14 protein-coding genes are annotated in these 25,824 nt (G+C 37.7%); 6 read left to right on the forward strand and 8 right to left on the reverse strand.

Translation table 11 applies throughout. The annotated features are described in order from the left end of the window. Positions 1-58: 58 nt before the first annotated feature. Positions 59-2,152 carry a hypothetical protein gene (locus WH390_RS13570; protein ID WP_148305585.1) on the forward strand — a complete coding sequence of 698 codons (2,094 nt, stop codon included), beginning with the start codon at positions 59-61 and terminating at the stop codon, positions 2,150-2,152. Further along, positions 2,112-4,610, forward strand: a complete 2,499-nt coding sequence (locus WH390_RS13575) for a M66 family metalloprotease (RefSeq protein WP_032116024.1) — start codon at positions 2,112-2,114, stop codon at positions 4,608-4,610. The genes WH390_RS13570 and WH390_RS13575 overlap by 41 nt, the downstream gene beginning before the upstream one ends. 33 nt (positions 4,611-4,643) lie before the next feature. Here the strand turns inward: WH390_RS13575 and emrD are convergent, their stop codons facing one another. After that, complete coding sequence (emrD, locus tag WH390_RS13580) at positions 4,644-5,816, reverse strand: multidrug efflux MFS transporter EmrD (RefSeq protein WP_032116023.1); 1,173 nt, start codon at positions 5,814-5,816, stop codon at positions 4,644-4,646. A gap of 321 nt (positions 5,817-6,137) precedes the next feature. Between emrD and fpr the strand changes: the two genes are divergently transcribed. Next, entirely contained in the window at positions 6,138-6,884 is a 747-nt protein-coding gene (gene fpr, locus WH390_RS13585) for a ferredoxin--NADP(+) reductase (RefSeq protein WP_032116022.1), read from the forward strand. Positions 6,885-6,905: 21 nt separating this feature from the next. Here the strand turns inward: fpr and WH390_RS13590 are convergent, their stop codons facing one another. Beyond that, positions 6,906-7,328 (reverse strand): DUF805 domain-containing protein, encoded by a 423-nt coding sequence (locus tag WH390_RS13590; protein WP_032116021.1) that lies wholly within the window; start codon positions 7,326-7,328, stop codon positions 6,906-6,908. A 52-nt stretch (positions 7,329-7,380) separates the two neighbouring features. On the opposite strand from WH390_RS13590, the gene WH390_RS13595 reads away from it, so the two are divergent. Together WH390_RS13595 and tpiA are read left to right on the forward strand one after the other, a co-directional pair. Then, complete coding sequence (locus WH390_RS13595; RefSeq protein ID WP_148305584.1) at positions 7,381-8,010, forward strand: DUF1454 family protein; 630 nt, start codon at positions 7,381-7,383, stop codon at positions 8,008-8,010. Between the two features lie 115 nt (positions 8,011-8,125). After that, positions 8,126-8,896, forward strand: a complete 771-nt coding sequence (gene tpiA, locus WH390_RS13600) for a triose-phosphate isomerase (RefSeq protein WP_032116019.1) — start codon at positions 8,126-8,128, stop codon at positions 8,894-8,896. Between the two features lie 253 nt (positions 8,897-9,149). Here tpiA and WH390_RS13605 read toward each other — a convergent pair whose 3' ends face one another. Next, positions 9,150-13,931 (reverse strand): Ig-like domain-containing protein, encoded by a 4,782-nt coding sequence (locus WH390_RS13605; protein WP_032116018.1) that lies wholly within the window; start codon positions 13,929-13,931, stop codon positions 9,150-9,152. A 265-nt stretch (positions 13,932-14,196) separates the two neighbouring features. Next, positions 14,197-18,663, reverse strand: coding sequence for an inverse autotransporter beta domain-containing protein (locus tag WH390_RS13610; protein WP_032116017.1), 4,467 nt, complete (start codon positions 18,661-18,663; stop codon positions 14,197-14,199). 1,073 nt (positions 18,664-19,736) lie between these two features. Between WH390_RS13610 and WH390_RS13615 the strand changes: the two genes are divergently transcribed. Beyond that, positions 19,737-20,636: a DNA-3-methyladenine glycosylase 2 gene (locus WH390_RS13615; protein ID WP_032116096.1), complete on the forward strand. Its 900-nt coding sequence runs from the start codon at positions 19,737-19,739 to the stop codon at positions 20,634-20,636. A gap of 105 nt (positions 20,637-20,741) precedes the next feature. On the opposite strand, the gene WH390_RS13620 is transcribed toward WH390_RS13615, so the two are convergent. The 4 genes from WH390_RS13620 to WH390_RS13635 are packed head-to-tail and all read right to left on the reverse strand — an operon-like array spanning position 20,742 to position 25,794. Next, positions 20,742-21,443 carry a molecular chaperone gene (locus tag WH390_RS13620; protein ID WP_032116016.1) on the reverse strand — a complete coding sequence of 234 codons (702 nt, stop codon included), beginning with the start codon at positions 21,441-21,443 and terminating at the stop codon, positions 20,742-20,744. Positions 21,444-21,470: 27 nt separating this feature from the next. Next, the gene (locus WH390_RS13625; RefSeq protein ID WP_032116015.1) at positions 21,471-22,550 is read right to left on the reverse strand and encodes a fimbrial protein; all 1,080 of its coding nucleotides are present in this window, start codon (positions 22,548-22,550) and stop codon (positions 21,471-21,473) included. Positions 22,551-22,564: 14 nt separating this feature from the next. Continuing rightward, entirely contained in the window at positions 22,565-25,087 is a 2,523-nt protein-coding gene (locus tag WH390_RS13630; protein WP_032116014.1) for a fimbria/pilus outer membrane usher protein, read from the reverse strand. A gap of 11 nt (positions 25,088-25,098) precedes the next feature. Next, positions 25,099-25,794 (reverse strand): molecular chaperone, encoded by a 696-nt coding sequence (locus WH390_RS13635; RefSeq protein WP_032116013.1) that lies wholly within the window; start codon positions 25,792-25,794, stop codon positions 25,099-25,101. Positions 25,795-25,824 lie beyond the last annotated feature (30 nt).

A 25,824-nucleotide genomic window follows, 5' to 3' on the forward strand; every position in this document is an offset into this window, starting at 1 on the left:
TAAATTACATGTAAATATAAAAAACTTATTATTGTATAAAAAAAATCAATATATAAATTTGTCGGGTAATATTTTAGTTTGCCAGACTTCATTTGAAAAATTTAATAACAATCACAATCAATGTAAAAATATAACTTCCACTACATTAGAAAGTGAAATATCCACCGATCGAGCATTACCTATAAACACACAAACTAATCTAGTTTTTATTCAGATCAAATATGGTAATCAATATTATCACGCCAAATATGATGAGCAGGGTAATTGGCAATTAAATCTGCCTATCACAAACGAAATTAATCCATATAATCCAATTGAAATAACGATATATGGTGAAGGAGATGATCCTCTATGGCAGCAGAAGCTCACTGTAGCTGAGCTCATTGACAAGCAAAATCTGGTTAAAAAACATCAAACAACGTCTTCTGCCACTCCATCTGAAGAGCCACCAATATCATCAAATAATCTTACTAACCAAAAATGGCATTTTGGCCAGCAAAAAATGATTTTTGCTTATCAAATGCTCAATTTTACCGATCAAGTAGCAAGTCAAGCCAAGGTTTTTTCTATCCGTATGCGAGATAGTAACGGTAATCTAGTATTAGATCTTACCTATATGCCACTAGAAAATATCACCTCAGGTTCTACACTTGCTGCTGCAATGGAGGCGCACATCAATCGTCATTTACCTGAGCATAAGGGTGTACAAGTGACTTACCATGATCGCCAGTTGATCATTACCGATCCACACAAAAGAACAGTTGAAACACTTGTGGTGGGTAAAACCGCCGCTATCACACCAATTATTTTATCACAAAAGCTATCACCCTTTGGCCACGCTAATTATCGCCTTTCTTACGATGCTTCACAGCGCCATCGCATAACCCATTTTTCTTTTGCCTTAAATGGAACAATGAAAAATGCACCTCTTTTTTATACCGATATTAACTTAACACTCCCTGCTGAATTTGATAATCAACAGTTAGCAAAAATATTAGAAAATAGACTTAATAAATTAATGGGTAATGATGATATCCAAATTAAATGGGATAGCGACTATCAACAGCTGGTAATCAATGATCATCAAGGTCGCCAGATAATTGAGTTTGTGTTACAAACCCATCGCAGTTATGATCAGTTAATAAAAATGTCGGACATTGCCACACCTAATAACTATGTTACCCAGGCCAAACTTGGCGTTATCCGTGGTCAATTGCCGCAGTCAATAGCACATCAAGGATGGTCATGGCAGTTACTGGCAGCCCCGCATTTCGGCACAGCACAAATAGATAGCACAACAGGGCAATGGGAATATCAGCCAGCCTACGATGATAGTTTTCCAGGTTATGATCAATTTCATCTTCAAGCAATCGATCGGGCTGGCAATATCAGTCGTCCTATTGCCGTCATTTTGCAACATGATCAGGCCCCCATTCCTTTTTTTCCAACCGTTAAAACCTTCACGCTCAAAACACCTGATTATCAGGAACCTATTGCTAATCACCAGCCTATCCCTGCTGATTTTAAGTTACATGATGTTTTTATTGCTCAAACCCATGTGTTTCGTCCTCAAGATCCTTATTTACAACTTGTCCAGAATCGCTGGGCATTAATTAAACTTAATGCCAGTAGCATCTCTGGCGCGCCGGCACCAGATTTTACCGCAATCGTTCATGATGCTGATGGTTATGAATTAGGTCGTGTTCTATTAAGCGGTGATAAAAAGCTACCCACATCGCTTGATTTACCCAGTCAGGATAATCTTGCTAGTCAAAGAGGTCATAACGATCAAGATAGTTATATTGCACCACTCAAAGAAGAATGGATAAAACCGGGGATTTCGATTACTCTGACAGCCAATGATCAACCGCTTGCTTTACCTCATTATCAAGAAAAAACATTTGCATTTCGACCTAAAGTGGGTACTGATCTAAATTTAACTCTGCGTATCATGCGAATCGCTCATCATACCGGCAACGATGAGGTTATTAACGACAGCATAGATCAATGGGGTGATAAAATAGTAGCTAAACTGCCCATTAAAAAACTCACTCTTTATTCTTACCCTAGTGTCGCATTTGAACAGTTTTCTTCTTTTGAAGACGGATTTAATGCTGTTTATACTGGTAACAAAAAACGAACCAGGCAGTGATCCGCATGCCGGTAATGGCGGATTTAAAGGCGCTATTGCCGCCAGTTATAATTTGGCTAATCGTTTACGACGAACTAATATCGGTGATAATGAAATAAGCTATGTCGCCTTTTTTCCTAATCCCTATGGTGGTCTAGGTGGCGGACAGCAAGGTGGTGGTAGCGCGAGCGCTGGTATTTTTATTCATGAAATCGGCCACGCTATAGGCCGCCCTCATAGCATAAACGATCCCAACTATCCTTATAAATCAGGCTATCAGGCAAGTTGGGGTTATGATCAAGTTACTCAACAATATTTGCCAAACTTTTCTATTGATAATAACAATAATTACTATCCTAATACCGATCCGATGCACGGTGGTAACGGTTCACTATTACCTGGACAGGTGTTTTCATTTTTTTCTGATTATAATACTGCGAAAAATTATCAATTTGTCGAACAGCAATATCAATGGTATCCCAATCAGATAACGGGTGTAGATAGCGAAGATGGTGGCTTTGCCGGAGAAGGTTTCTATCAAGTATGGGATAAAACTCTTCAGCAGTGGGTTACAGTGACAAAGAATAATCATCAACAGTATAATATCGAAGAAGAAAGCCTCGCTTACCAGCATAATAAACCGGTTTACTGGATCACCGGCCATTTGGTTCAACATAACGGCCAAACACTGGAGCCGAATACCGAACCTCATCCACAGAATCAGCTAAAGGTTTTTACAACCCAGGGTAACCTCCCTCAGCCTTACCACAATTTTCTCACTGCAAAAGGGCGCCCATTACAGAAACATTACCCTTATGCCTTGAAAGTAACTTACGCTACAGAGCATGGATTACTGACCGAGTTGCTGCAAATACCGGCAACCTCAGTACAATCGCTAAGTTTGCATATTGCTAACAAAGGTGAACTGGTACGTTTCGAGATCCTTGAAGCCCCCTCAGGTCAATTAAGTAATCGTTCTGTTTATCGTTATACTAATCCTGATGCGCTTGCTAACACACTATTTGATCAGCGTAGCGAATTTAGCATTTCACACCCACTACGTTTAGTTAACTACTGGCAAGGTAAAGCAATTCGCTGGTCAATTACAGAAGGGGACTCATTAATTTATGCAAATGGCACAGCCACACTGACAAAATATCACCCAGCCAGTGCATTAAAAGCCGAATGGTTAGACGGAGGAGTACTCAAAAAGCAAATTTTTCCGCTGTCTCTTCCCCAAGAAGATATTGCCTATTCACACCTATTTACTACCCCTTATCAACAGACAAAAACCATTGCAACAGAATCATTAGCACTACCTCAATCTTTTCAACAAGGGACGATTAACTGGTATTCATCTAATCCGAAAGTTATTAACCATCACGGCCAACTAATCGGCCATGGTGCAACAACCATTTCCGCAACCATAACTTACCCATCAGGATTAAGCCAAACTTTTAAACACCATTATCAGGTTCCTGATCGGTCGCAACATGGTGGATTAAATTTAAGCATTTATGATCTCAGTCAGCTAAATTTAGGCAGCAAAAGTTTGACGCAATCTCAATTTAATACACTACTAAATAAAAAACAGTGGTTAAATAACGCTCCTCTTTATGCCAAACGCTGGCAGGAAGATTCTCCTAATTATTGGATGGGAAAAGAAAAATTTGGCCACTTTGATGCAGATTTTCAGTCTAACGTGTTAAACGGCAAAAAATTGAAACCCACATTGTGGATTTTTTCTGGCTTTCTAGCACCGACTGAAACCAATCATTATCAGGTAAAATTTAAAGCCGATGATATAGGACAGGTTTATATCCAACACAAAAACCGCCTTTACACACTTGACTACCGTGATAATCAAACAATCTATCTGGAAGCAGGTAAACATTATCCTATTTGGCTGTTCTGGAGCACCAATAGCCACGCGGTTGGTGATCAATATTGGGACACTATAGAATTAACCTGGCGTCCAGTAGGGCAAGAAAATTATCAGCCGATAGCAAAAGAAAATTTAATTGCCATGCCGATTAATTCGTCAGAAAGCTACCCCATCGCATGGTTACCTAAGCCCTTACAGTTAACAAAGGATCCAGCAGCAACTGTAACCAAACCATCCGACAGTTTTACGCCAATCCAATTAATCAATCCCAATCATTTGATTGTAGATATCGAAGAACAGATCCTTTATAACGGTGAAAATAGTGAAACAGAGCTGGCAAATATGACCAATAACCAAGAGCCTATAATGGTCACACCATCAATTAGGGAACAAGTCGCTGACAACAGAAATAACAAAGCAGCAAAATCATGCGACATAGCAGAAAAGGGCAACCTTATATTAGCTGAATTACTGACAGATCAGCGTTTTTCTCACAGTATAGAAGGAATAATCACCTCTAGATTGCTTGAAGAGCGCGTGTCTCACCAACAAAAATCATATAGCGATTGCGTAACAAAACCCATATTCAGCTAATTTTATTATCTAAATATATTTATTAAATAGGTGTTAATTTTTATCCATTTTATATGCCAGAGGTAACCAGCATAATAAAATAAGGATAGACATAGCAAACATCAACATCCCCAAACTGAATTGTCCAGTTTGGGGTAAATGGGCTGACAACCAAGCCGCCACACCTGAACCTACATTTTGCAAACCGCCAACCAGTGCACCGGCGGCACCCGCTAAATAAGGGAAAGGCTCCATTGCTCCGGTGGTAGCTAATGGAAATAACATACCTGCCCCAAAGAAAAAAAGTCCGGCAGGGATCAACAGTGACCACACATTCATAAATCCAAACCAACCTGGTAACCACATGATAATAGCCGCAGAAACACAACAAAAAACGGCATGCCACATTAACTGATAAAAAGTTTTTCCTTCGCGCCCGGCATACCAAGCACCCAAAAATGCCGCAGGAATAGGCAAAATAAATAGAATACTGACGGTAATACTATTTAAACCTAATACTCCCCCCAACAATACACCACTACTTGATTCAAATACCACAACACCCGCCAGTCCACCAATTAATATGACCAGGTAAGCATCAAAGGTAGGATTTGATAGCAACGAATAATAAGCAGAAAGCATATTTCTTTTTTCAGATGCGGGCGGGCAAGTTTCAGGCAACCATTTCCACATACTGATCAAGACAAAACTACCCAATAAAAACAGGAAAATATAAGTTGCATGCCAGCCGAAAAAATAGGCAATACCACCGCCAATCATCGGTGCCAGTAACGGACTAACTAATATTCCCATATTCAATATGCTATTGGCATAACGCAATGCGATTCCGATATAGAGATCACGCGGCATAGTTCTTGCCATCACGCCGGCAACACCGACACCTAAACCTTGCAGTGCACTGGCAATAATCAAGATCTTTAATGAAGGTGCGGAAATTGCGATTATGGTTGCGATCAAATAAATAATTAAACCGACTAAAATAACCGGGCGACGACCGACGTGATCGGATATAGGTCCATAAAATAGTTGTGAAAAACCATAAAATAGCAGATACGCTCCCATTACGCTTTGCACCGCACCATCAGGTTCAGCGAAATAGGCAGCAATTTCTGCAATAACGGGGACATAAATTGTCTGCGTCATCTGCCCGACAGCAATTAAAACAATGAGCATTAATAGCAAATTGAAGTGTTCTAATTTTCTCATTTTATCTAATAATCAATGTATTAAAAAAGGTTACAATATCTTAGGCTTAAAGAAAAACAGCCCCATTAAATCTGTACGTTAATATCAATTAATCTAACAAATTATAAAAAAAATTCGAGTTAACCGATTAAATTATTTTTTCCACCTAACCGAATCTAATTGACTTATTTTGTAAACATAACTGTACAATTTTATATCATAATGAAAAAGTCATAATTTAACTGAATAGTTAAAACACATTATCGATAATGGTTTTGCCTAGATTTGACATAATATGACCAAACATTAACGCTTTATTTGACACATTGGGAGGCCAGTAGTATGGCGAATTGGGTAACAGGAAAAATTATTAAAAACCATAAATGGACAGATGCCTTATTTAGTTTGATCCTCGAAGCGCCAATTAAACCGTTTATTGCGGGGCAATATGCTAAACTTGCGCTAGAAATCAATGGCCAGCGTATCCAACGCGCCTATTCTTATGTTAACGCACCCGATGATAATCAATTAGAATTCTATCTCGTCACCGTACCGGAAGGAAAACTCAGCCCACACCTTGAAGCATTGAAACCCGGTGATCCTATCTATGTCACTGAAGAGGCAGCAGGTTTTTTTGTGTTAGAAGAACTACCTGATTGTGAAACGCTTTGGATGCTATCGACAGGTACCGCAATTGGGCCTTTTTTATCCATTTTGCAATTTGGCGAAAATTTAGCCCGATTTAACCAAATTATCCTGGTACATGCGGTACGTTACGCGGAAGATCTGAGTTACTTACCATTAATGAAAGCTCTTGAGAAAAAATATCAGGGAAAATTGAAGATCCAAACTATTGTCAGTCGCGAAAACAAAACTGGCTCACTCACCGGCCGTATTCCAGCGCTAATTGAAAGCGGACAGCTAGAACAAGCAGTAAAGGCAGAAATTGATCCCACAACGAGCCATGTTATGCTTTGCGGTAATCCACAAATGGTTAAAGATACCCAACAACTACTAAAAATACAAAGAGCGATGGATAAACACTTACGCCGTAAAGCGGGGCACATTACCAGTGAACAATATTGGTAAGCCGAGGTAAATAAAAATTAATCAGCTGAGATAGTCAACTTGTTCAGTTTTTTTACCATAACGATTTGCTTTATCCTGACCTTTAAAACTACCACAATCTAAAAATAATATGGTAACAATAAATAAAGGTAGAAATCGTCCAATCCCCCACTGCCAAAAAGGTGTGAATAAACTAACGTCAATAGAAAATAGCACAAAAGCCAACAATAATAACAACAACCAGCCACCAGATTTACCACGATCATGTAGACGTTTAGTAAAAATTGTCGCCAATGGGTAGAGCAACAAAATGACTAATAACAGTAAAATATAAGGAGAAAATAACAAAAAAGTTTGCAAACTAAATATCATGACCATTAATAAAAACCAAATAACCATACCAAACCAAAATGGTTTTCGACCAATTCGTCCTTTAAATGAGAGTGCCCATTGTTGTAATGTCATTTATCTTATCCTAATGGATCCTTTATGAAAAAATTCATACTGACGAGTAACGATGATGAAAATTTACAATCGCAAATTTGAGTTAGTATTACTATTTATTGCATTATTGCCACTGTTGCCGGTGCAGGCAAAAGAATTACCAATTATGCCTGAAACAGAGGTTTCGGTTGCTTATTTATCGCCCGATGCAGCCTTATTCAATGAAACTATTCCCGTATTTCGGCAAAAATATAATCAGGATAATCCCAGCTATCCAATACATGAATTTAAAGTGATCAAAAGCAAGGATATTAGCTTACCTTATATTCGTGCAGCCAGTCGAATTAACAGCAAAATTTACTCCTCCGCTGTACTTGAACGAGGAAGTGAAAAAATTAAAAGTTTACAGCTAACATTACTGCCACCAAAAGAGGTAAACAGCTATAAAATTAATCGACAATTATTCGAACGTTATATTATGGCAATTATTAATCACTTCGAAAAAACCACTTCAATTAATAACACACATCAATTAACCGCGGTATTAGATCGTATGTTAGAACAACATAACCAAGTGCAGAGTGATGAAACGATAGTAGGCGCTTTCCGTTATATTTTAGTAAAAAGTAAAGATAACATGATTACTTTCGCTATTGAACCGGTTAAGCTTTCACTAAATGATGATAACATCACACATGAATGACGAAAAACAAAGTGATTTAGTCATAGCATCTTTATACTATCCTTTTGCATAAACTGAATAATGATCAATTGTCTTTATCTCATTTATTAATAAATATTTTTAGTTGGAGGAAAACATGCGGCATCCATTAGTCATGGGGAACTGGAAACTCAATGGCAGTACAAAAATGGTTGAAGAACTGATTGGAAATTTGCGTAACGAATTAAATAATGTCACAGGCTGTGATGTCGCAATTGCCCCACCAGCGCTTTACCTGGCGCAAGCAAAACAAGCTTTAACCGGTAGCAAGATAGCACTTGGCGCACAAGATGTTGATGTCAATCTGTCTGGTGCTTTTACCGGTGATACCTCAGCGGAAATGCTAAAAGATATTGGCGCAAAATATATTATTATCGGTCACTCTGAACGTAGAACTTATCATCAAGAAAGCGATGAATTTATCGCCCGCAAATTTGCCGTGTTAAAATCGCAAGGATTAACGCCGGTACTTTGTATTGGTGAATCTGAAGAAGAAAATAGCGCCGGCAAAACTGAACAAGTCTGCGCCCGTCAAATCGATGCAGTATTAAATAGCTTAGGTGCCAGCGCATTTGAAAATAGTGTTATCGCTTATGAACCGATTTGGGCAATTGGCACCGGTAAATCAGCCACTCCCGCCCAGGCGCAAGCGGTACATAAATTTATTCGTGACCATATTGCCAAACAAGATCCGGCCATTGCCGAACAAGTGATTATTCAGTATGGTGGCTCAGTGAATGCCAGCAATGCTGCCGAGCTTTTCAGTCAACCAGATATTGATGGCGCATTAGTTGGCGGCGCATCGCTGAAAGCCGATGCTTTTGCTACTATTGTCAACGCCGCTGCGGCAGCGAAAAAAGCCAGCTAATTTTTACTTGCCGTAATTCAAACCCGGTTCTAGCTAGTCATCAGCAGGATCGGGTCAGTCATCGATGATGACGAATTAAAGTCCCCTTCAATCGACTTACCAAAAACCCACTCGCTTAAATTTATCTTGTCTGGCCAACACCATGATGGTTCTAATAATTAAGAGGTTTATGTACCAATACACTCAGCACATAAACCTCTATTAGCAGTAACTTAATATTCGCTAAATGGGATAAGCGTTTAATTAACGTTCATCAAAGATCGCGAACACAGGTAAAAAAGAATCGATTGTTCTTACCTTCACCACTGTTATTTATATAACCACTGACCATACCAGCAGCTTTAACATTGTTACCTGATGTTTCAGATGTCCAGTACATATGATAATTCCAATTATATAAACGTACGTCACCCCATTCACTCCAAAGTGAATCAATACCTCGTACAAACTGACCAGCACTGAGTTGTGCAACAGTTGGCAGTGTCAATCCCTTATTAGCACACCAGTCTTTAGCATCATTCCAATTCATCTCTTGTTGGCTATATAAATGCCATTTTTTAAGTGTAAATTCATATTCAACTGGCTCACCACCAGAACTATGGGTTGCCGTGATAATGACTGTTTTTGAATTATTGCTAGCATCGCCACTAAAAGTTATTTTTCCATTTTTAACGGAAACCCAACTTTCACTACTCTGCCAATTGAATTCATTAACAGGTGCACCATTAGTAATGATGTCAAATGTCGCACCCTGGAAGCCAATAGTCGGAATTCCTGCATTCAGGTCAAAATATGTGCCATTAATTTTAAGCTGTTTAAAAGAAACCTGGATAAAATTAACTAGCTTATCGGCATCTTTTTTCTCACTGGAATCATACCGTGCACTAACTGTAATATTATTTACTGCCGTCTTGGTACTTTTTAGTTCTATCGTTGCTTGCCCATCACTATTAGTTTTACTGCTAGCCGGTAAGATAACATCATTACCATTCATGTCCTGCTGCCAGTTAACATCTAAATTTGGCACTTTAACCGGGTTTTCATGTTGATCAACCAGCTGCGCCTTAAAGGTAAAATGGTTTTTACCATCGGCAACCTTACGAACGATATCATCGACTAATGTCACACTACCAACTCTAGCCGTAGCAAGATTGGCTATAAAGTTAACGGGTGTGTTTGCATTTATTTTAGCCGCAGTACCATATTGGGCGCTGACGACCACATTATCCACTGCTTTAGTAGTGCTTTTGAGTTTTATACTGGCAAAGCCGTTTTTATCTGTTTGACTTGATGCTGCCGATAAATGAGCATCTTCAGCTTTATCATCATCCAGCAACCAGCTGATATCCAGATCCGCCACCTCAATAGGATTATCAAATTCATCAACCAGTTGGGCCTTAAAGGTAAAATCATTGAGGCCATCTGCCACTTTATCAATTACCTTGTCATCTAATATGACTGCTTTTATTTTAGCGGTGTTAATATTAGCAATAAAATTCACCGCTTCGGATTTTTCTTCACCACTTGTTGCATATTGCGCATAGATCACCACATCATTCACTGCTTTTTGGCTACTTTTAAGCGTAATAGTCGCACGCCCATCACTATCTGTTTCACTGCTTGCAGGCAAGCTAACGATAGTACCCTTTTCTTGTCGCCATTTAATGACTAATCCTGCTTGCTTAACCGGGTTACCATTATGGTCAACTAGTTGAGTGCTAAACTCAAAGCCATTCTTACCATCAGCGATCTTATTATTGTCAGCATCATTTAATATGATCTCGCCCACTTTAGCGGTTTTAATATCACCAACAAAATTCACTTTCTTATCAGCTGGTTTTAATGGAGGTACCCTATATTTGGCATAAACTATGATATCATCTACCGCAACCTTACTACTTTTCAAAGTAACCGAGGCAATTCCACTATCATTGGTCGTGGTTGATGCAGCGGATAAAGTGATTTGTTGCTCTTTATTGTGTGACCATTCGATATTCAGACCCGCTTTTTTAAGCGGATGACCATATTTGTCGACTAATTGAGCATCAAAGGTAAAGTAATTGTTGCCATCAGCGACTTTGTTAACTTCACTATCGACTAATGTGACACTACCCACTTGAGCGGTATTGGTATCAGCATAAAATTCAACTGGTTGCGCATTTATTGGTGCAGAAGTGCCATAACTTGCATTGACAATAATATTATTCACCGCAGTGTTGGTGCTGTGTAACATAATCGTCGTGCGACCATTTTCATCGGTTTCACTGGTTGTTGCCGACAGTGTTACTTCGTCATTCTTATTATGCGCCCATTTCACCGTCCGTTGTCTAGCTGGATTATCATTGCCGTCTAATACCAAAGCAGTAAATGTGAATTTGTTATGACCATTAGCTAATTTACTATCGCTTTGATCATTGAGTGTCACACTCTTTACTCTGATTGAATTTTCATCAGCAATAAAGGCCACTTCCCGATCTGCATCGACTCTTTTGGTTGAACCAAATCTTGCACTAACAACTACGCCTTTTATTGCTGCTGTCGTACTATACAACACAACAGAAGCTCGCCCGTTTTCATCGGTTTGACTTTTTGCCGCTAATTTAACTTCATTATCTTTATTATGTGACCAATTAACATCTAAACCTTTTTGCTTAATCGGATTATCGTTACCATCAATCAATTGGGCGGTAAAGGTAAAGAAGCTATTATTATCAGCTATTTTTTGTGTTTCACTACCTTCTAAGGTAACGCTACCGACCTTAGCGGTATCCAAAATGTAAATAAAGTTTACCGCTTTATTCGCCGCTATTTTGTTAGCGGGATTATTATAATGAGCACTAACCGTAACATTATCCACCACAACCCTACTGGTCATAGTAATCATCGCTCGTCCATTCTCATTAGTTTGGCTCTGATCTGCCGATAAGATAGCGGTATTACCTCTATCATGTGACCAATTAACATTAACATTGGGTACCGGATTATTGAATTGATCGGTCACTAATGCCTCGAAAGTAAACCGACTTATACCATCAGCCGCTTTATTCGTTTCATTACCAATTAATGTAACACTTTCAACTTTGGCGGTGGCGATATCAGGTGCAAAACTAACAGGAATAGTATTTCTATTGCCATTTTTCATCGCCGCCGTTAATATTCCGGTGCCAACCACCTTACTCTTAATATTAACATTAGCCTTACCTTTGTTATCAGTTATCACCGTCAAACTATTACCTTGATTGCCATCCATATCAAACAGTGTTACCCCACTAGATTTGAATCCATCAATGGTAAAAGTAATGGCTCTACCGGCGAGTGCTTGATGTTTTTTATTCTGTACTAATGCAGTGGCAACATAAGTATCACTATTATTGGCTACCTGGGTATTATTTGGCGTTAATGTCATTGCTCGAATGGTATCTTGTGATGGCGAGACATTGATCATCATAACTGCGGTATTAGATTGATTACCTTCATTATCAACAGCCACTGCTGAGACGCGGTAAGATTGAGCGACTTCTGCCTGTTTTTGGAAAATATAAGCTGGCAAGGTTAAGTTAATTGAAGTCGGTGACACAATTTGAATGTTACCTCCTTTAGCAACTAATTCTGGCGCTTGCCAGCTAACTTGTTTTAAACCATATTTGGCTTTATTAACCGTAACCGTGACCGGCATGGTCTGCGCTGCTTCGCCATCAGTACTTTCTGGTAAAGAAATGGATAACAGTTCTTGCTTACGATATTGCATGACAATATTGTAATTACGATCGACAAAATCGTAACGGTTACCCGCCAAACTACGCATTAAATCAACATTATCGGGATCAAGCTGTTCAGCCAGCAATACACCGAACCGATAGGCCAATTCCATCCCAATGCTACTTTCCTTAGTATCGCCCCGCGAAATTTGGGTTTTAAAGGTCAATAAGGGGAAAGGGGTATAACTCAAGCCAAAAGTGGTAGCAGAAGGATTATCGATCAAATCACTACTTGAGAGACCATTATTAAGGCTAATACCATCACCATAATACTTTTCATATTTAGCATAAGCCCCTAAATGTGGATAACTGGGTAAAAATCCTTCAGCACGAAGGTCGAACCCATTGGCTGGACGCTCATCATAATCTCGCATCTCATGCAGACGTGATTGATGCCAGTCGGTTAAACGAAAATAACCATTAACCGCCAGTTTAAGGTAATCGGCCCATAATTCACCACCAACACCGAAACGAGAGTTACTGCCAGTAATATCATAATCATAAAAACTATTAATGCCCCACATCCAGGCATCCTGATATTGGCGATAACCTACACCTAAGTTAGTGGTGTTGCGATGCTCATTCGCTCTAATACCAATTTGGCTAAACAACAGACTGTTCGGTTTATCAAATACCGGTACCAATAAATCTACATCACCGGTTTTATTGGAATTAATTTGCACCCGGGCATTACCAAATTGACTCAACCAATCATGGATTTTTTGATTTACCAGATTTTCACCTATACTGCGGGCATACCCCATATAAGCCTTGATGGCATCATCGGTTGACAATGTCTGTGCTAATTGAGAAATATTTTGCGCCATTTGTTGTTCGCTGGAAACAGCCGTTTGCGAATTAGGCTCACTATCTTTGATGCCTAGGGTTGGCAAGCTATTAAAAATAATATCCTGCTCGGCATTTTTAGGTCGTTGAATGGCAGTTGCCGGTTGTTGGGAAGAGAAGTGTGCCTCTAACATGGATAATGCTGAATCCGATGACGAAAGCGAGGTCGATGATTTTACCGGCGCATTATTTTTATCCGACTTTGCAGGCTCTTTATCGAGAACGGGCATATCTTTCTCTGCAGGACTTTGCAGTAAATTATTTAAGCCGTTGATGGTGTCCATCATCGGGTTATTTTGTTCACTCGTTTGCGCCGCTTTTGCAATTGAAGAAGAAGCAACGAAAACAGGCAAAAACAATTGTATAAACAGTAAAATATAGGCGATTATCCGTTTCGTTTTTGTAAAATAACAATCAGCTTTACGTTGCATGGATCTCTTCCCTAATAATATATAAATCCTATTACTAATAAACAAAAAAATTATTTCGCTAAAACAGTCAGTTATTATAAATATTTTGCTTCATAATCGGTTGCTAAGAAATTTTGTGGGTAATATAAGTAAAACTTGTTGCCACCAAGCTGATAACTGACGTATTTCCTTCATTAATCACGCAAATTTTCCTGATTACTTTTTTATTAATATAAAATTTTTACATTTTATATTCCCGCCTCATCATGTGAGGCGGGAATATGAATTACAGCGTCTTAGAACAAACCACTGCCTCTGTGTCATGGGTATAACTATCTTTCTCAGAAAAACCATCGTCTAATTTAACGACTATATAGCGACCACCTATTCCCTGAGTTAAAGTCCAATAATAGCCATCCTCTATACCGTAATGACTGAATTTACCCCATTCACTCCATAATGAACCGACTGCACGTTTCCCTTTACCTTGGCTAAGTTGCTCCACTTTTGGCATCGTCCCGTTATTACTTACACACCAGTTTTTAGCTTCATTCCAGTTTTTCTCACCAGAGAAGGCAAACCAGTTATTTAGAGTAAAGGTATACTCAATCGGGTTACCACCGGTTTCATGTGTTGCTGTGATAGTGACAGTTTTACTTGCACTGCTCGCATCACCATTAAACGTTACCTTGCCATCATCAACCAAAACCCAACTTTGATTGCTTTTCCATGCAAATTCTGACGCCGGCGCGCCTTGCGTCACGATGGTAAATTTAGCTTTTTGAAAGCCAGTAGTTGGGAATTTATCCCCGGTTGGGAAATCATGACCATTAACACTTAAATGGCTAAAAGAGACAGTTATAAAACTAACTGGCTTATCAGCGGGTTGTAGAACTGAACTCTCGTACTGGGCACTGACGAGCACATTCTTTGCTTCAGCGCCTGTACTTTCTAAAGTGATAGAGGTATGGCCGCTTGCATCAGTTTGACTGATGTTGCCACCCTTAAAGCGAACTTTGCTAGCTGGATCCGCCGACCAATTAATCGGTAAATTTCCTTCCTTGATCGGGTTGTTATTGCCATCAACCAATTGAGCGGTAAAAACAAAGTTATTACTACTATGAGCAACTTTACGGTCTATCTTACCGTCTAACTTGACATTTTTGACCACTGCTGTGGCCTTATTAGCAATAAAACTTACTTTTTCTTTTGCCGTCTTTTTATCGTCGTTGCCAAATTTGGCGAAAACTTCAATATCATCAACAGCCATGGTTGTACTTTGCAATTCAGCGGTAGCAACACCATCTTGATTCGTTTCACTGGTTGGGTTTAATTGGGCTTTCCCTACTCCATCATGTCCCCAATAGACGATTATGCCCGCTTGTTTAATTGGGTTATTATTTTTATCAAACAACTGGACATCAAAAGTAAATTTTTGCTTGCCATCTGCAATTTTATGGGTTGTCGGTTTATCTAATAACCTAATTTCACCTAACTTAGCCGTACCTTTATTGGCTGTAAAACTAACCTTTCTATCAGCCGATTTGCTTGCTGTACCAGTGTAACTAGCACTAACTTCTACATTATTGACCGCTGTTGTTGTGCTATACAGCTTAACTGCAGTAATACCGTTTTCGTCAGTGTGGCTACTATTAGCTAATTTAACTTTATCGCCGCTATTTTGTGACCAATCGACTTGTAATCCTTTTTCCCTGATCGGGTTATTATTATTGTCCACCAGTTGGGCAGTAAAACTAAAGTAAGTGATACCATCCGCGATTTTCTCGACTTCTGAACCATCTAACAGCACACTACCGATATGAGCCTGACTTTTATCAGCAATAAAACTCACTTTCTTATTGGCATTTATTTCATCTAAATTGCCCGAACTGGCGCTGATCTGTACCTCATCGACGGCCTTAATTGTACTTTGCAGTGTAATGGTAGCAATTCCGTGTTCATTCGTTTTGCTAGTATTGTCTGATAACTTAACGTCATCCTTATCACGGAACCAATCAACATCGATGCCGGCCTGGTTAACAGGTTGCCCCTTGTTATCAACAAGCTGTGCGCTAAAAGTAAAGCTGGATTGACCATCGGCTACTTTAGTAACGATATTAGGATCCTTTAACTCAACAGTCCCAACGGTAATTATCCCTTCTTCAGCGATAAAATTGACCTCTTTATCCGCTTCTACACTTGCTGTAGCTGCATAGTTTGCACTAACTCGTATCTGATTGATGGGGTTAGTGGTACTTCTTAATTCAACGGAGGCAATGCCATTGCTGTCTGTTGGGGTGGTTGCAGCCGACAATAGAACCTTTTGTGGGTCTCTATTATGAGTCCAATTAACAACTAATCCACTTTTCTTAATCGGGTTACCATTGCCATCAACCAGTTGGGCACTAAAACTAAAATAACTCTTTCCATCAGCAACTTTATTTGTTGCCCGGCCATTCAATGAAACATCACTAACCTTGGCAGTGCGTTCATCAGCAACAAAACTGACCACTCTATCTGCAGTCATTTCAAGCGTATTGTCATATTTGGCACTGACTTCCACATTATCGACAGCAAAAAGAGTACTACGCAGGGTAATAATCGCCCGTCCCTTAGCATCCGTTTTACTATGACTATCTGATAAAATGACCTTATCTCGCTGATTATGTGACCAAGCAACATCAACATTTGGTAATGGATTATTAAATTGATCGACAACAAAGGCTTCGTAGCTAAAGCTATCGACTCCATTAGCTACCTTACTATTTTTCTTATCAATCAGGTTAACATTTCTAACTTTGGCGGTAGTGACATCAGGGGTAAATTGGATAGCAACCGCTTTTTTCTTACCATTTGCCATGGTAGCAATCAATTCTCCCTGACCGGCCAAGTCACTTCTAACTTTTATATTGATCTTACCTTCAGCATCCGTAGTCTCAGTTAAAGGATTACCCATTCTTTGACCATCTTCACTAAGCATGACGACCCCAGCATTGCCGCCATTATTTTTTGCTGCCAAGGTGCTAGCACTTTGGCTAAAACCGGTAACGGAAAATGTCACTTGTTTGTCCGCTAGTGGTACCCCTTTGTCATTTTGTAGTTGCACTTTAGCTAAATACGTTTGGTTACCATCTGCCGGTATTGGCGCCGAATTTTCTAACGTAAAATAAGCAAAACCATCCTTTGATTGAGTAACATTGATCATCATTACGGCAGCTTTAGATTTATTACCTTCATTATCAACACCAACAGCGGATAAGGTATAAGCTTTACTACCTTGGTTATCTTCATCGTAGGCAGGTAACACTAAGTCAATGGTATTGGTTGATGTTTCGTGGATCTTGCCACCTTTAGCTAATAACTCCGGGGCACTCCATAAAATTTTATTGAGCCCATATTTAGCTTTTTGCACCGTCGCTTTTATGGCTATGGTTTGAGCAGCTTCAGCCATCGCACTGTCTGGCAGAGAAATGGCTAATATCTCCTGTTTTCGGTACTGCATAACGATATTGTAATTACGATCAACAAAATCATAACGATTGCCCACTAAACTACGCATTAAATCAACATTATCTGGATTTAACTGAGCAGCCAGTGGTATGCCAAACCGATAGGCAAATTCCACGCCAATCAGACTATCGTTGGAATCTCCCTGAGAGACTTGAGTTTTCAATGTTAATAATGGAAAAGGGGTATAACTTAAGCCAAAAGTTGTGGCAGAAGGATTATTTTTCAAATCTTTAGCTGATGGATTATGACTAAGGCTAACCCCTTCACCAAAGTATTGTTCATATTTAGCATAAGCCCCTAAATGAGGATAATTGGGTAAATAACCTTCAGCTCGGATATCAAATCCATTGGCCGGCCGTTCATCATAATCGCGCATCTCATGCAGGAATGACTGATGCCAGTCAGTTAAACGGAAATAACCATTTACCGCTAATTTCAAATAATAGGCCCACAACTCACCACCAACACCAAAACGGGCATTACCGCCGCTAATATCATAATCATAGAAGCTGTTAAGGCCCCACATCCAATTTTGCTGATATTGACGATAACCTAATCCTAAGTTGGTAGTACTCCGTTGTTCATTAGCTCTAATGCCAATTTGGCTAAACAATAAGCTGTTTGGTTTATCAATTAATGGTAAAAGTAAATCAGCATCACCGGTTTTATTTGAACTAATTTGCACGCGTGCTTTGCCATACTGATTCAACCAATCACTAATTTTCTGATTTATTAGGCCTTCACCTCGATTACGCGCATAACCGATGGCCGCCTCTGTGGCATTATTATTGGCAAAAACTTGCGCTACCTGGGTTGCTCCTTGCGCAAATTGCTTTTCTGATGAGACAATTTGTTTAGCTTGCGACGTCTCTTTTATATCTAATGTCGGTAATACCGGATGATGAGCGACTGACGGTTTGTTGTTATTTGCAGTTGACGCCGATATCAATGATTGATTATCAGGCAAAGTCTGAATATTCCAGCTTGATGCCGTTGCTGCTGCTGATGGAAGCGATGATGGGGACTGCGGAGCAGAGTTTTTTGAAGTAGAGTTATTATTTATTAACGCATCTATACCGTTGATTGTTTCCAGCATCTGATTGCTAGCAACATCATCATCCTGCGCCGCTTTAGCGACAGATGAAAAAGTAACAAAAATAGGTAACAACAATTGTATAAATAACAATATATAGGCAGTTATCTTTTTTGTTTTCGAATAGTAACGATTAGCAATGCATTGCATAAATAATTTCCCTATCTAAATAATATAAAAATATTGCTACTATTTTTTGTGTAAAATAAAAACAAATACTAAATAATAACTTCAATCTATTATTGAAATTAATAAAGACATTGATATGTAGCTATTCTTATTTTTACTACCTTAATCAATAAATTTTTATTACTCTTATCCCTGCTTATTTTGTCTGGATAATTACCAATTAATAAACTTTGGATCGCGTTAAATTAACGCTAACGAAGGAGATAAAATGCACAATGAAGGGTAAAAAAACGTTTTTTTTGATAATATTCCATTTGCAATTACTCCTTTTACTTACTTATATCGATTACAAAGATATAGATAAGTATTATTTAAAAACGTATAAATTTGTTTCCATTTATGAATTAATGTCACTCCACAACAGCAATGCCAATAATTAACATAAATTCAAAATTAAAACCAAATTAATAAAAATAAACCAATGCATCATTAACATTTGATGTTAATAAAAAAATAATCCATAGTAATTTTCTTTCTTTACTTAAAAAATGCTTAATAGTTTTCTAGCTTAAACAATATTTTTATTACTATAATGTTAAATAAAAAACGATTAATTATTATTTTCATTTAAACAATATTACAAATAAAAATAATTTTATTTAGCTAACCAGCCCATCTATTAATAAAAAATAAACGCTATTTCAATAGGATTAATATTTAATAATGATAAAAACAGCAATTATATTTAATGGTAAATTTTAAAACATAAAATAAGCTAACCATTTCCTTCTTAAGTGAAAATAACAGAATAAATAACCAGAGAAAATTAAAAATTAAGAATGAATGAATAAAAAGAGTTAACAATACACTATCATGTAATTTAGATTTTCATCGCGTAGGCAACTCACAATAACATTTGGTAATATCATCCAGCCCCACAGTAAAAAATAGCAATTTTTTTAGTTTTCAGCTCGCTGATGACAGAATTAGATGCGGAAATTCTTGCCTTTAATTTATTCGCTTTTATGTTACTATTTTTTATCAAATTAAACGCCAACTGTTCACTAAGTTTAAAATTAAATAACCATAACAAAATGCTAGACAAAAAAACCATTATTCATTTACCAAACAATTATCATTACCAAGACTTTCTTGCCTATCACTCACGAGATAAGCAAAATGTGGCAGAAATTATTACCAATAACCAATTAAGAAAAGGAATTACATGCTGTGGCCAGCCGACTGAGTTAACGTTTATATTAAATAAAAATAGCATTTTGGTTTCTCTGCAAACGGATAATCCAGCTGCCGTTATCACTGAGCAGCAGCTCGAAAAACTAGCAAAAAATATGCTAGGTTTATATCAACCCGTTGAGCTTTTTGAAGATAAATACCATAACCATCCAATTATTGGTAATTTAATTTCTCGTCAACAAGGTTTAAGGGTTTATCAAGCAGCAACAGCATTTGAAGCAATTACTTGGGCAATTATAGGGCAACAAATTAGTGTCGCTGCTGCAATTGCTATTCGCCGTCGATTTATTCATGCTTTTGGTAAACAACACTCGTCAGGAATTTGGTGTTTTCCTTCTTTTTATGCGATCCATGCTAATGATGAACAGAAACTAAGAATATGTGGATTCTCTATCGGTAAAGCAAAAACCCTTATTGTATTATGCAATATGTTAAAAAATAACCATCACCTATTAAATCTTCCAGTAGATGAAAATAATCTGGCAACATGGACGCAAAAATTGAGTGAAATAAAAGGAATTGGTCCATGGACAATCAGTTATTCCTTGCTGCGCGGCTTCAATTATTTGAACGGTTCTCTACATGGTGATGTCGCCGTCCAACGTAATCTTCAGTATTTATTAAATTGCAGTGAGAGAATAAGTGCAAAAGAGACAGAAAAATGGTTAGCACAATATTCTCCCTGGAAAGCGCTGGTTGCTGCCCATCTCTGGCAACAACAATCTAACGCTAGCTATTAAACAGACAAATTATATTAATCAAAACCAACATAGAAAATATGCTGACATTTGATAATCGCATTTAGCAGTAGTTAGCTTAAATAACGAAATACCAGCCGTTTAATATTATTTGATTTTTTTCACTTGATTAACAAATTTACCCTCATCATTAATATATTCCAACAAAATCTCATTACCTAAAATAGTATAACTTTTATTTTCCACCGTTCGTTGTGAGAAAGGTGAGAGCATAACGGTTTTAGATAAAATATTATTTTTATTTGTTGGGTTATAAAATGCAGCCAGAGTAAAAAAATGGCCGGTTGGGTTATCAATAACAACTGATCCTCCAGCCTTACTTATTTTTATATGCTCAATGACACTCTGAGACGTTTGGCTAATATTTTGTGGTCGATAAAACAGTTTAATTCGTGTTCTTAGTGCTAACTGTAAAATATTATCCGTTTTTAAACTATCGGGTTTTGGCGCAATATCCAGCACATTAAGATAAAAAATAGATTCGCGATCAGTTGGCAACTGGTTTGCTAACTGCCGAATATGAAGCTGGGCGCCTCCTCTTGGATTTATTTTTACAACTGGGGGCGTCACAACAAAAGGTGCTTGGGTTGTCTCCGGTGTAGAATCAATATTACCTTCATCAACCCAACTTTGTACCAGCGATGGGTTATCGCTGGAATTAACTAATTGAATAATAGCCTCTTTTCTTTCAGCAGAAAAAATAACTCGCGTGCCTTTAAGAAAGACACTACTACTACTTGAGAAAGCCATAAAATAGAGTAAGAAAGCTAAGTAATTTTTTTTCGCCATTTTTTTGATCCTTATAATTAATCGTATTTAGTCATAAGAAAATACTAAAGTTGCCGTTGAGGTTATTTTTCCGGCTGAAATATTATTCAGATCATAAGCGTAGTAATAAGCCGCCATGTCAATGGAAAACGAGGGAGCTAATGCACTGCCAGCCGCAATATTAAAAATAGATGTCGCATTGCCTTGGACACTTTCACTGCTGGAAAATAGAATGGGTGATGATGTTTTATTCCTTTGCACAAGGCGAAACCCGACTCCTTTAGCACCTTGTTGAGTGGTATTTATTAACACTGTTTTATCGGCACTATGTAAATTATTGCTGGCCAAAAACATGGCAATATTTCGCGTCGTTTTATTGCCTGCTAAAAGATCGCTGCAGCTAAAATTGAGGGTAAAAGGCTGATAACCAGGCCGGTCAATATTTTTAATATCACTGATACTAACGATAGGTAAATTAACCACTAATCCTTTATTTGAAAAATCACAGGTAGTGGCAATAGGATTATATTTAATAGTAATCGGTTGAAGAAAAATATCATTTTCATCAACCGGCCATTGCCAGGTTAATAAAAACTCAACTAATTTTAGTACAATCCTAACTAACCACACTAAAATACCCAACGATGAAGCATCTGATACCAAGATAAAGGGTGAGATAACCGCAGTATCGCCAGCCACTTCAGTATAATTACCGCTTGGTTTACTCTTCAATAAGCTAAACTGTAAGGTGAAGTTAGTATTCAAATTCGATGCAGGATGGGTACCTCTAGCTAAGTTGGTTACGCGATCTTTTCCTAACGCAGTCATTGTAACCTGGATAAACTGCTTACCACCATGAAATCCTATTGTTGCTGTTCGACCATTAAATGGCGAAGCAATACCAATCGCATTAGGAAAAAATAGCCCTGGGGAGCTACAGGTAAATGTTCCTGGGAACGTGGTTTTATCCGTTTTTACTACTACCATTGATGCACTACTAAAATCAGCCGATAAATCATAATATAAACTCGGCACTGTGATAGTGCTGTTGGGTTTACAATCGGCATAAACCAATTGACTGAAGGAACACGCTGATAATAATAAAAAATTTATTGCTAATTTATTCATCTTATTTTCCCCAGCTATTGGCAAATATTACGATTGATGTTCAAGGTATGAATGGGTTGCTGGATGGTACATTCTGTTTTACCTTCAATATTCAATTTGACATTCAATGATTGTGGTAACTGATCACTTTTTATATACAGCACACTTGACTGCCCAACATGACCAACAAATTCACCCTGACTATCAGTAACCTCGGTACCAAAAGGTAAATTGCTACCATCGGCAAAAGTCGCTTTTAACATATAAGTTTTTCGCTGATCGGTTTCTAATTTGATATGACTAACCGCCCCGTCATAGGGGATCACACGCGCTATATTGTCAGTAATTTCTGCACCTGAGGTCTGACTGGTATGAGAAAGGGTATAAACATTTGTACGATAAGGAGTGGCATTGGTTACTAATGCTAACCCCTGTTTATTGGTAAGCACCGTTCGATTATTATTAACGGTTAAATTTTCAGCCATTGGTGCTTCTAATACCGTTAATGTATTCGCTGTTTCACCGGAAGCAAGAATATGGTAGGGAAATGCTACGATGGTTCCTCTGGCATTCAAACCTGACTGTCGATAATTATTAGCCTCACTATATGAAGCACCAATCGTACTATAAGGGTTACGGTAATTTACACTACCACTAATTAAATTATTACCACCGGTCTGATTTGAAGCGGTTAACGTATAATCGATCAAATCATATTTACCCGCTGTCCCACTGACACTAATATTGGCCTGTTGATAGTTGGAATTTGTCAGGTAGACACCCGAATTGAGATAAGCATTACGACCAAATAGATTAATTGGAACACTGGCGCTGAGGTAATAACGGGTTTCTTCTTTTTGATCGGTATTTCTTACCCGTGAAACGGATAAGTTATAGGTAATATTTTTATAATTATTTGAGTAACCTATTTGATATTCTCGACTGCTGCCGCCAACATTCCAATAGTTTCTCAGCGTACCAGCCAAAAAAATAACACCATTATCTTTCCCCAAATGCTGATTTAAATTTAAATTAAATGTATTTCTGGCACGGGCACCCCGTAAGGCATCAAAAGTTGCCAAATCTAAATCTGATGGATTATTTTCATTTCGATCATTAGGATTATTTTTAATCGTCGTTTGATATTTAAGCCATGCTTGATAATTATCATGGGCATAAATGGAATCAACAAAACTATAATAATCTCCCGTTGAATAACGATAGGCCGCTATAGTCAGATTGGTAGCGGTGGTTGATAAAAACTTACTATAAGCCAAGCGAAAACTTTGTCCTCGTTTGGTTCCTGTATCTAAATAAGCTGCAGCATGGGTCGCATCAACCGAAACAGCACCAAACGGAAAATTCCAGCCACTGCCAAGTATAATAGCAGCATAATCACGACTACCAATAAAGCCGGTATAAACGGTGACTAAATTATTGATACCATAATAGGCTTCTGCTTGAGCAAATTTCGGTTGGAAATGGGTATTGGTCATTTTTGCTTGCCCAGCCAAAATGCTGTAAGTATAAACACCCGCTTTCATCATATTAGGTACCGCTGAAAATGGCACCGTAAAAGACTCTTGCCGGCCATCGGCTTCTTGCACAACAACGGAAAGATCGCCCGCTCCTCCTGCTGCACGTAGATCACTAAACTCGAACGCTCCAGGCGGAACGGTTTCTTGATAAATTAGATTTCCATTCTGATATACTTTTACTAACGCATTGGTTTGAGCAACCCCTCTGACAATCGGCGTGAATTCTTGGCTGGAGTTAGGTAACATATTCATTTCCGTGGTTAATGCACCACCTCTAAAACGAATACTACTAAACAAGGCAGAGGGGGAATAAAAATCACCTAACATCAAATTTGAAGATATAGCGCTGAAAGAACGGCGTAAGTAGCGGGTATTATTTTGCCATTTATGATCACCACTGGAATAGTAAGAATAACTTGATTCATCTCGAAATTGCCAGGCACCTAAATTAATACCGGTATTTAAATTGGCAAAAAAAGCTTCATTACTCTGTTTACGATTTTTTTTCTCTTGATAGTTATAATAATTGGTATTATAAGAGAGAATAATTGCTGGGACACCATGGTCCCAATTCACTGGATCAACATAACCTATTTCCGATTTAACTAAAGAAATTTGCGGCACTGAAATATTTAATGTTAACTGATTAACATCTAAATAGTAGTTGATATCATTGACTAAATTATCTAACGAGACAGTCGTTTTTTGTTCAATCATCTGTTTTGTGTAAGATGAAAATTTTAAACCTAATTTTTTAGCATCCTTAGCATCAATACTAATATTTTGATTTTTTTCGCCAATATTAACTTCAAATTGTCCTTTCCAATCATCATTAACATAGATATCGACCAATTGTTTACCTGGCGGAATTTCACTATTCTGATAAAAACGAGATATATCTCCTTGAGCTGATTTTCCTACTAGCAAAGAAGTATCAAACTCCTCTGCAAATAACTCCGGCATACAATCCAATATACCTAATAAAATTAAGCTATTATAAAGATAATATATTTTTTTCACGATTTATCTTCTTATTTAAGGTTAATATTTCTTGTTTTATAGACGCCAAAATCATCAACATAAGTTACGGTTAATTTATTATGCTTAACCTTGTTTTGTAGCGGTAATTTAAAGTCTGATAATGGAGGGATCATCTTCGATTTTATCAGGCTTTTTTTTGCCTCATTAATATGAGTAATTTTTGCAATCGTGAAATAATATTTAGAATTATTTGTTACTATTAGATCATTATCCTCTAATTTATAACTTATTTTTTTATATACATCTGCCGGAGGAGTAATTAATTCCTTTGGCCGATAAAATAATTTAACTCTTGATTTAATTGCCAATTGCAAAACGCTTTTACCTTGGGTATTTTCTGGGTATGGTGGAATATCAAGAATATTTAAATAAAAAACGCTTTCTCTATTTTTAGGTAATTTATGCGATATCATTTTTATTTTTAATTGTTGTCCTTTTAGTCCCGCTATTTTTACAATAGGTGGAAAAACATAAAAAGGTGAATGACTCTTTTCTGGGGTAGAGTTTATATTGCCATCATCAACCCATGATTGTACTAATGCTGGTAATTTTCCATTATTTGTTAATTGTACCGTAACATTCCCTTTAGCTTCATAATAAATGATACGAGTCCCTTGCAGTACAATATTGGCTAATATATTTTTAGAAGAAATAATTAATATAATAAATAACAAAAATTTTTTCATAATAAATAGTCCGTTAAAAACCAGACTCAA

Source organism: Candidatus Arsenophonus nilaparvatae, from assembly GCF_045346035.1.
Classification (GTDB): domain Bacteria; phylum Pseudomonadota; class Gammaproteobacteria; order Enterobacterales; family Enterobacteriaceae; genus Arsenophonus; species Arsenophonus nilaparvatae.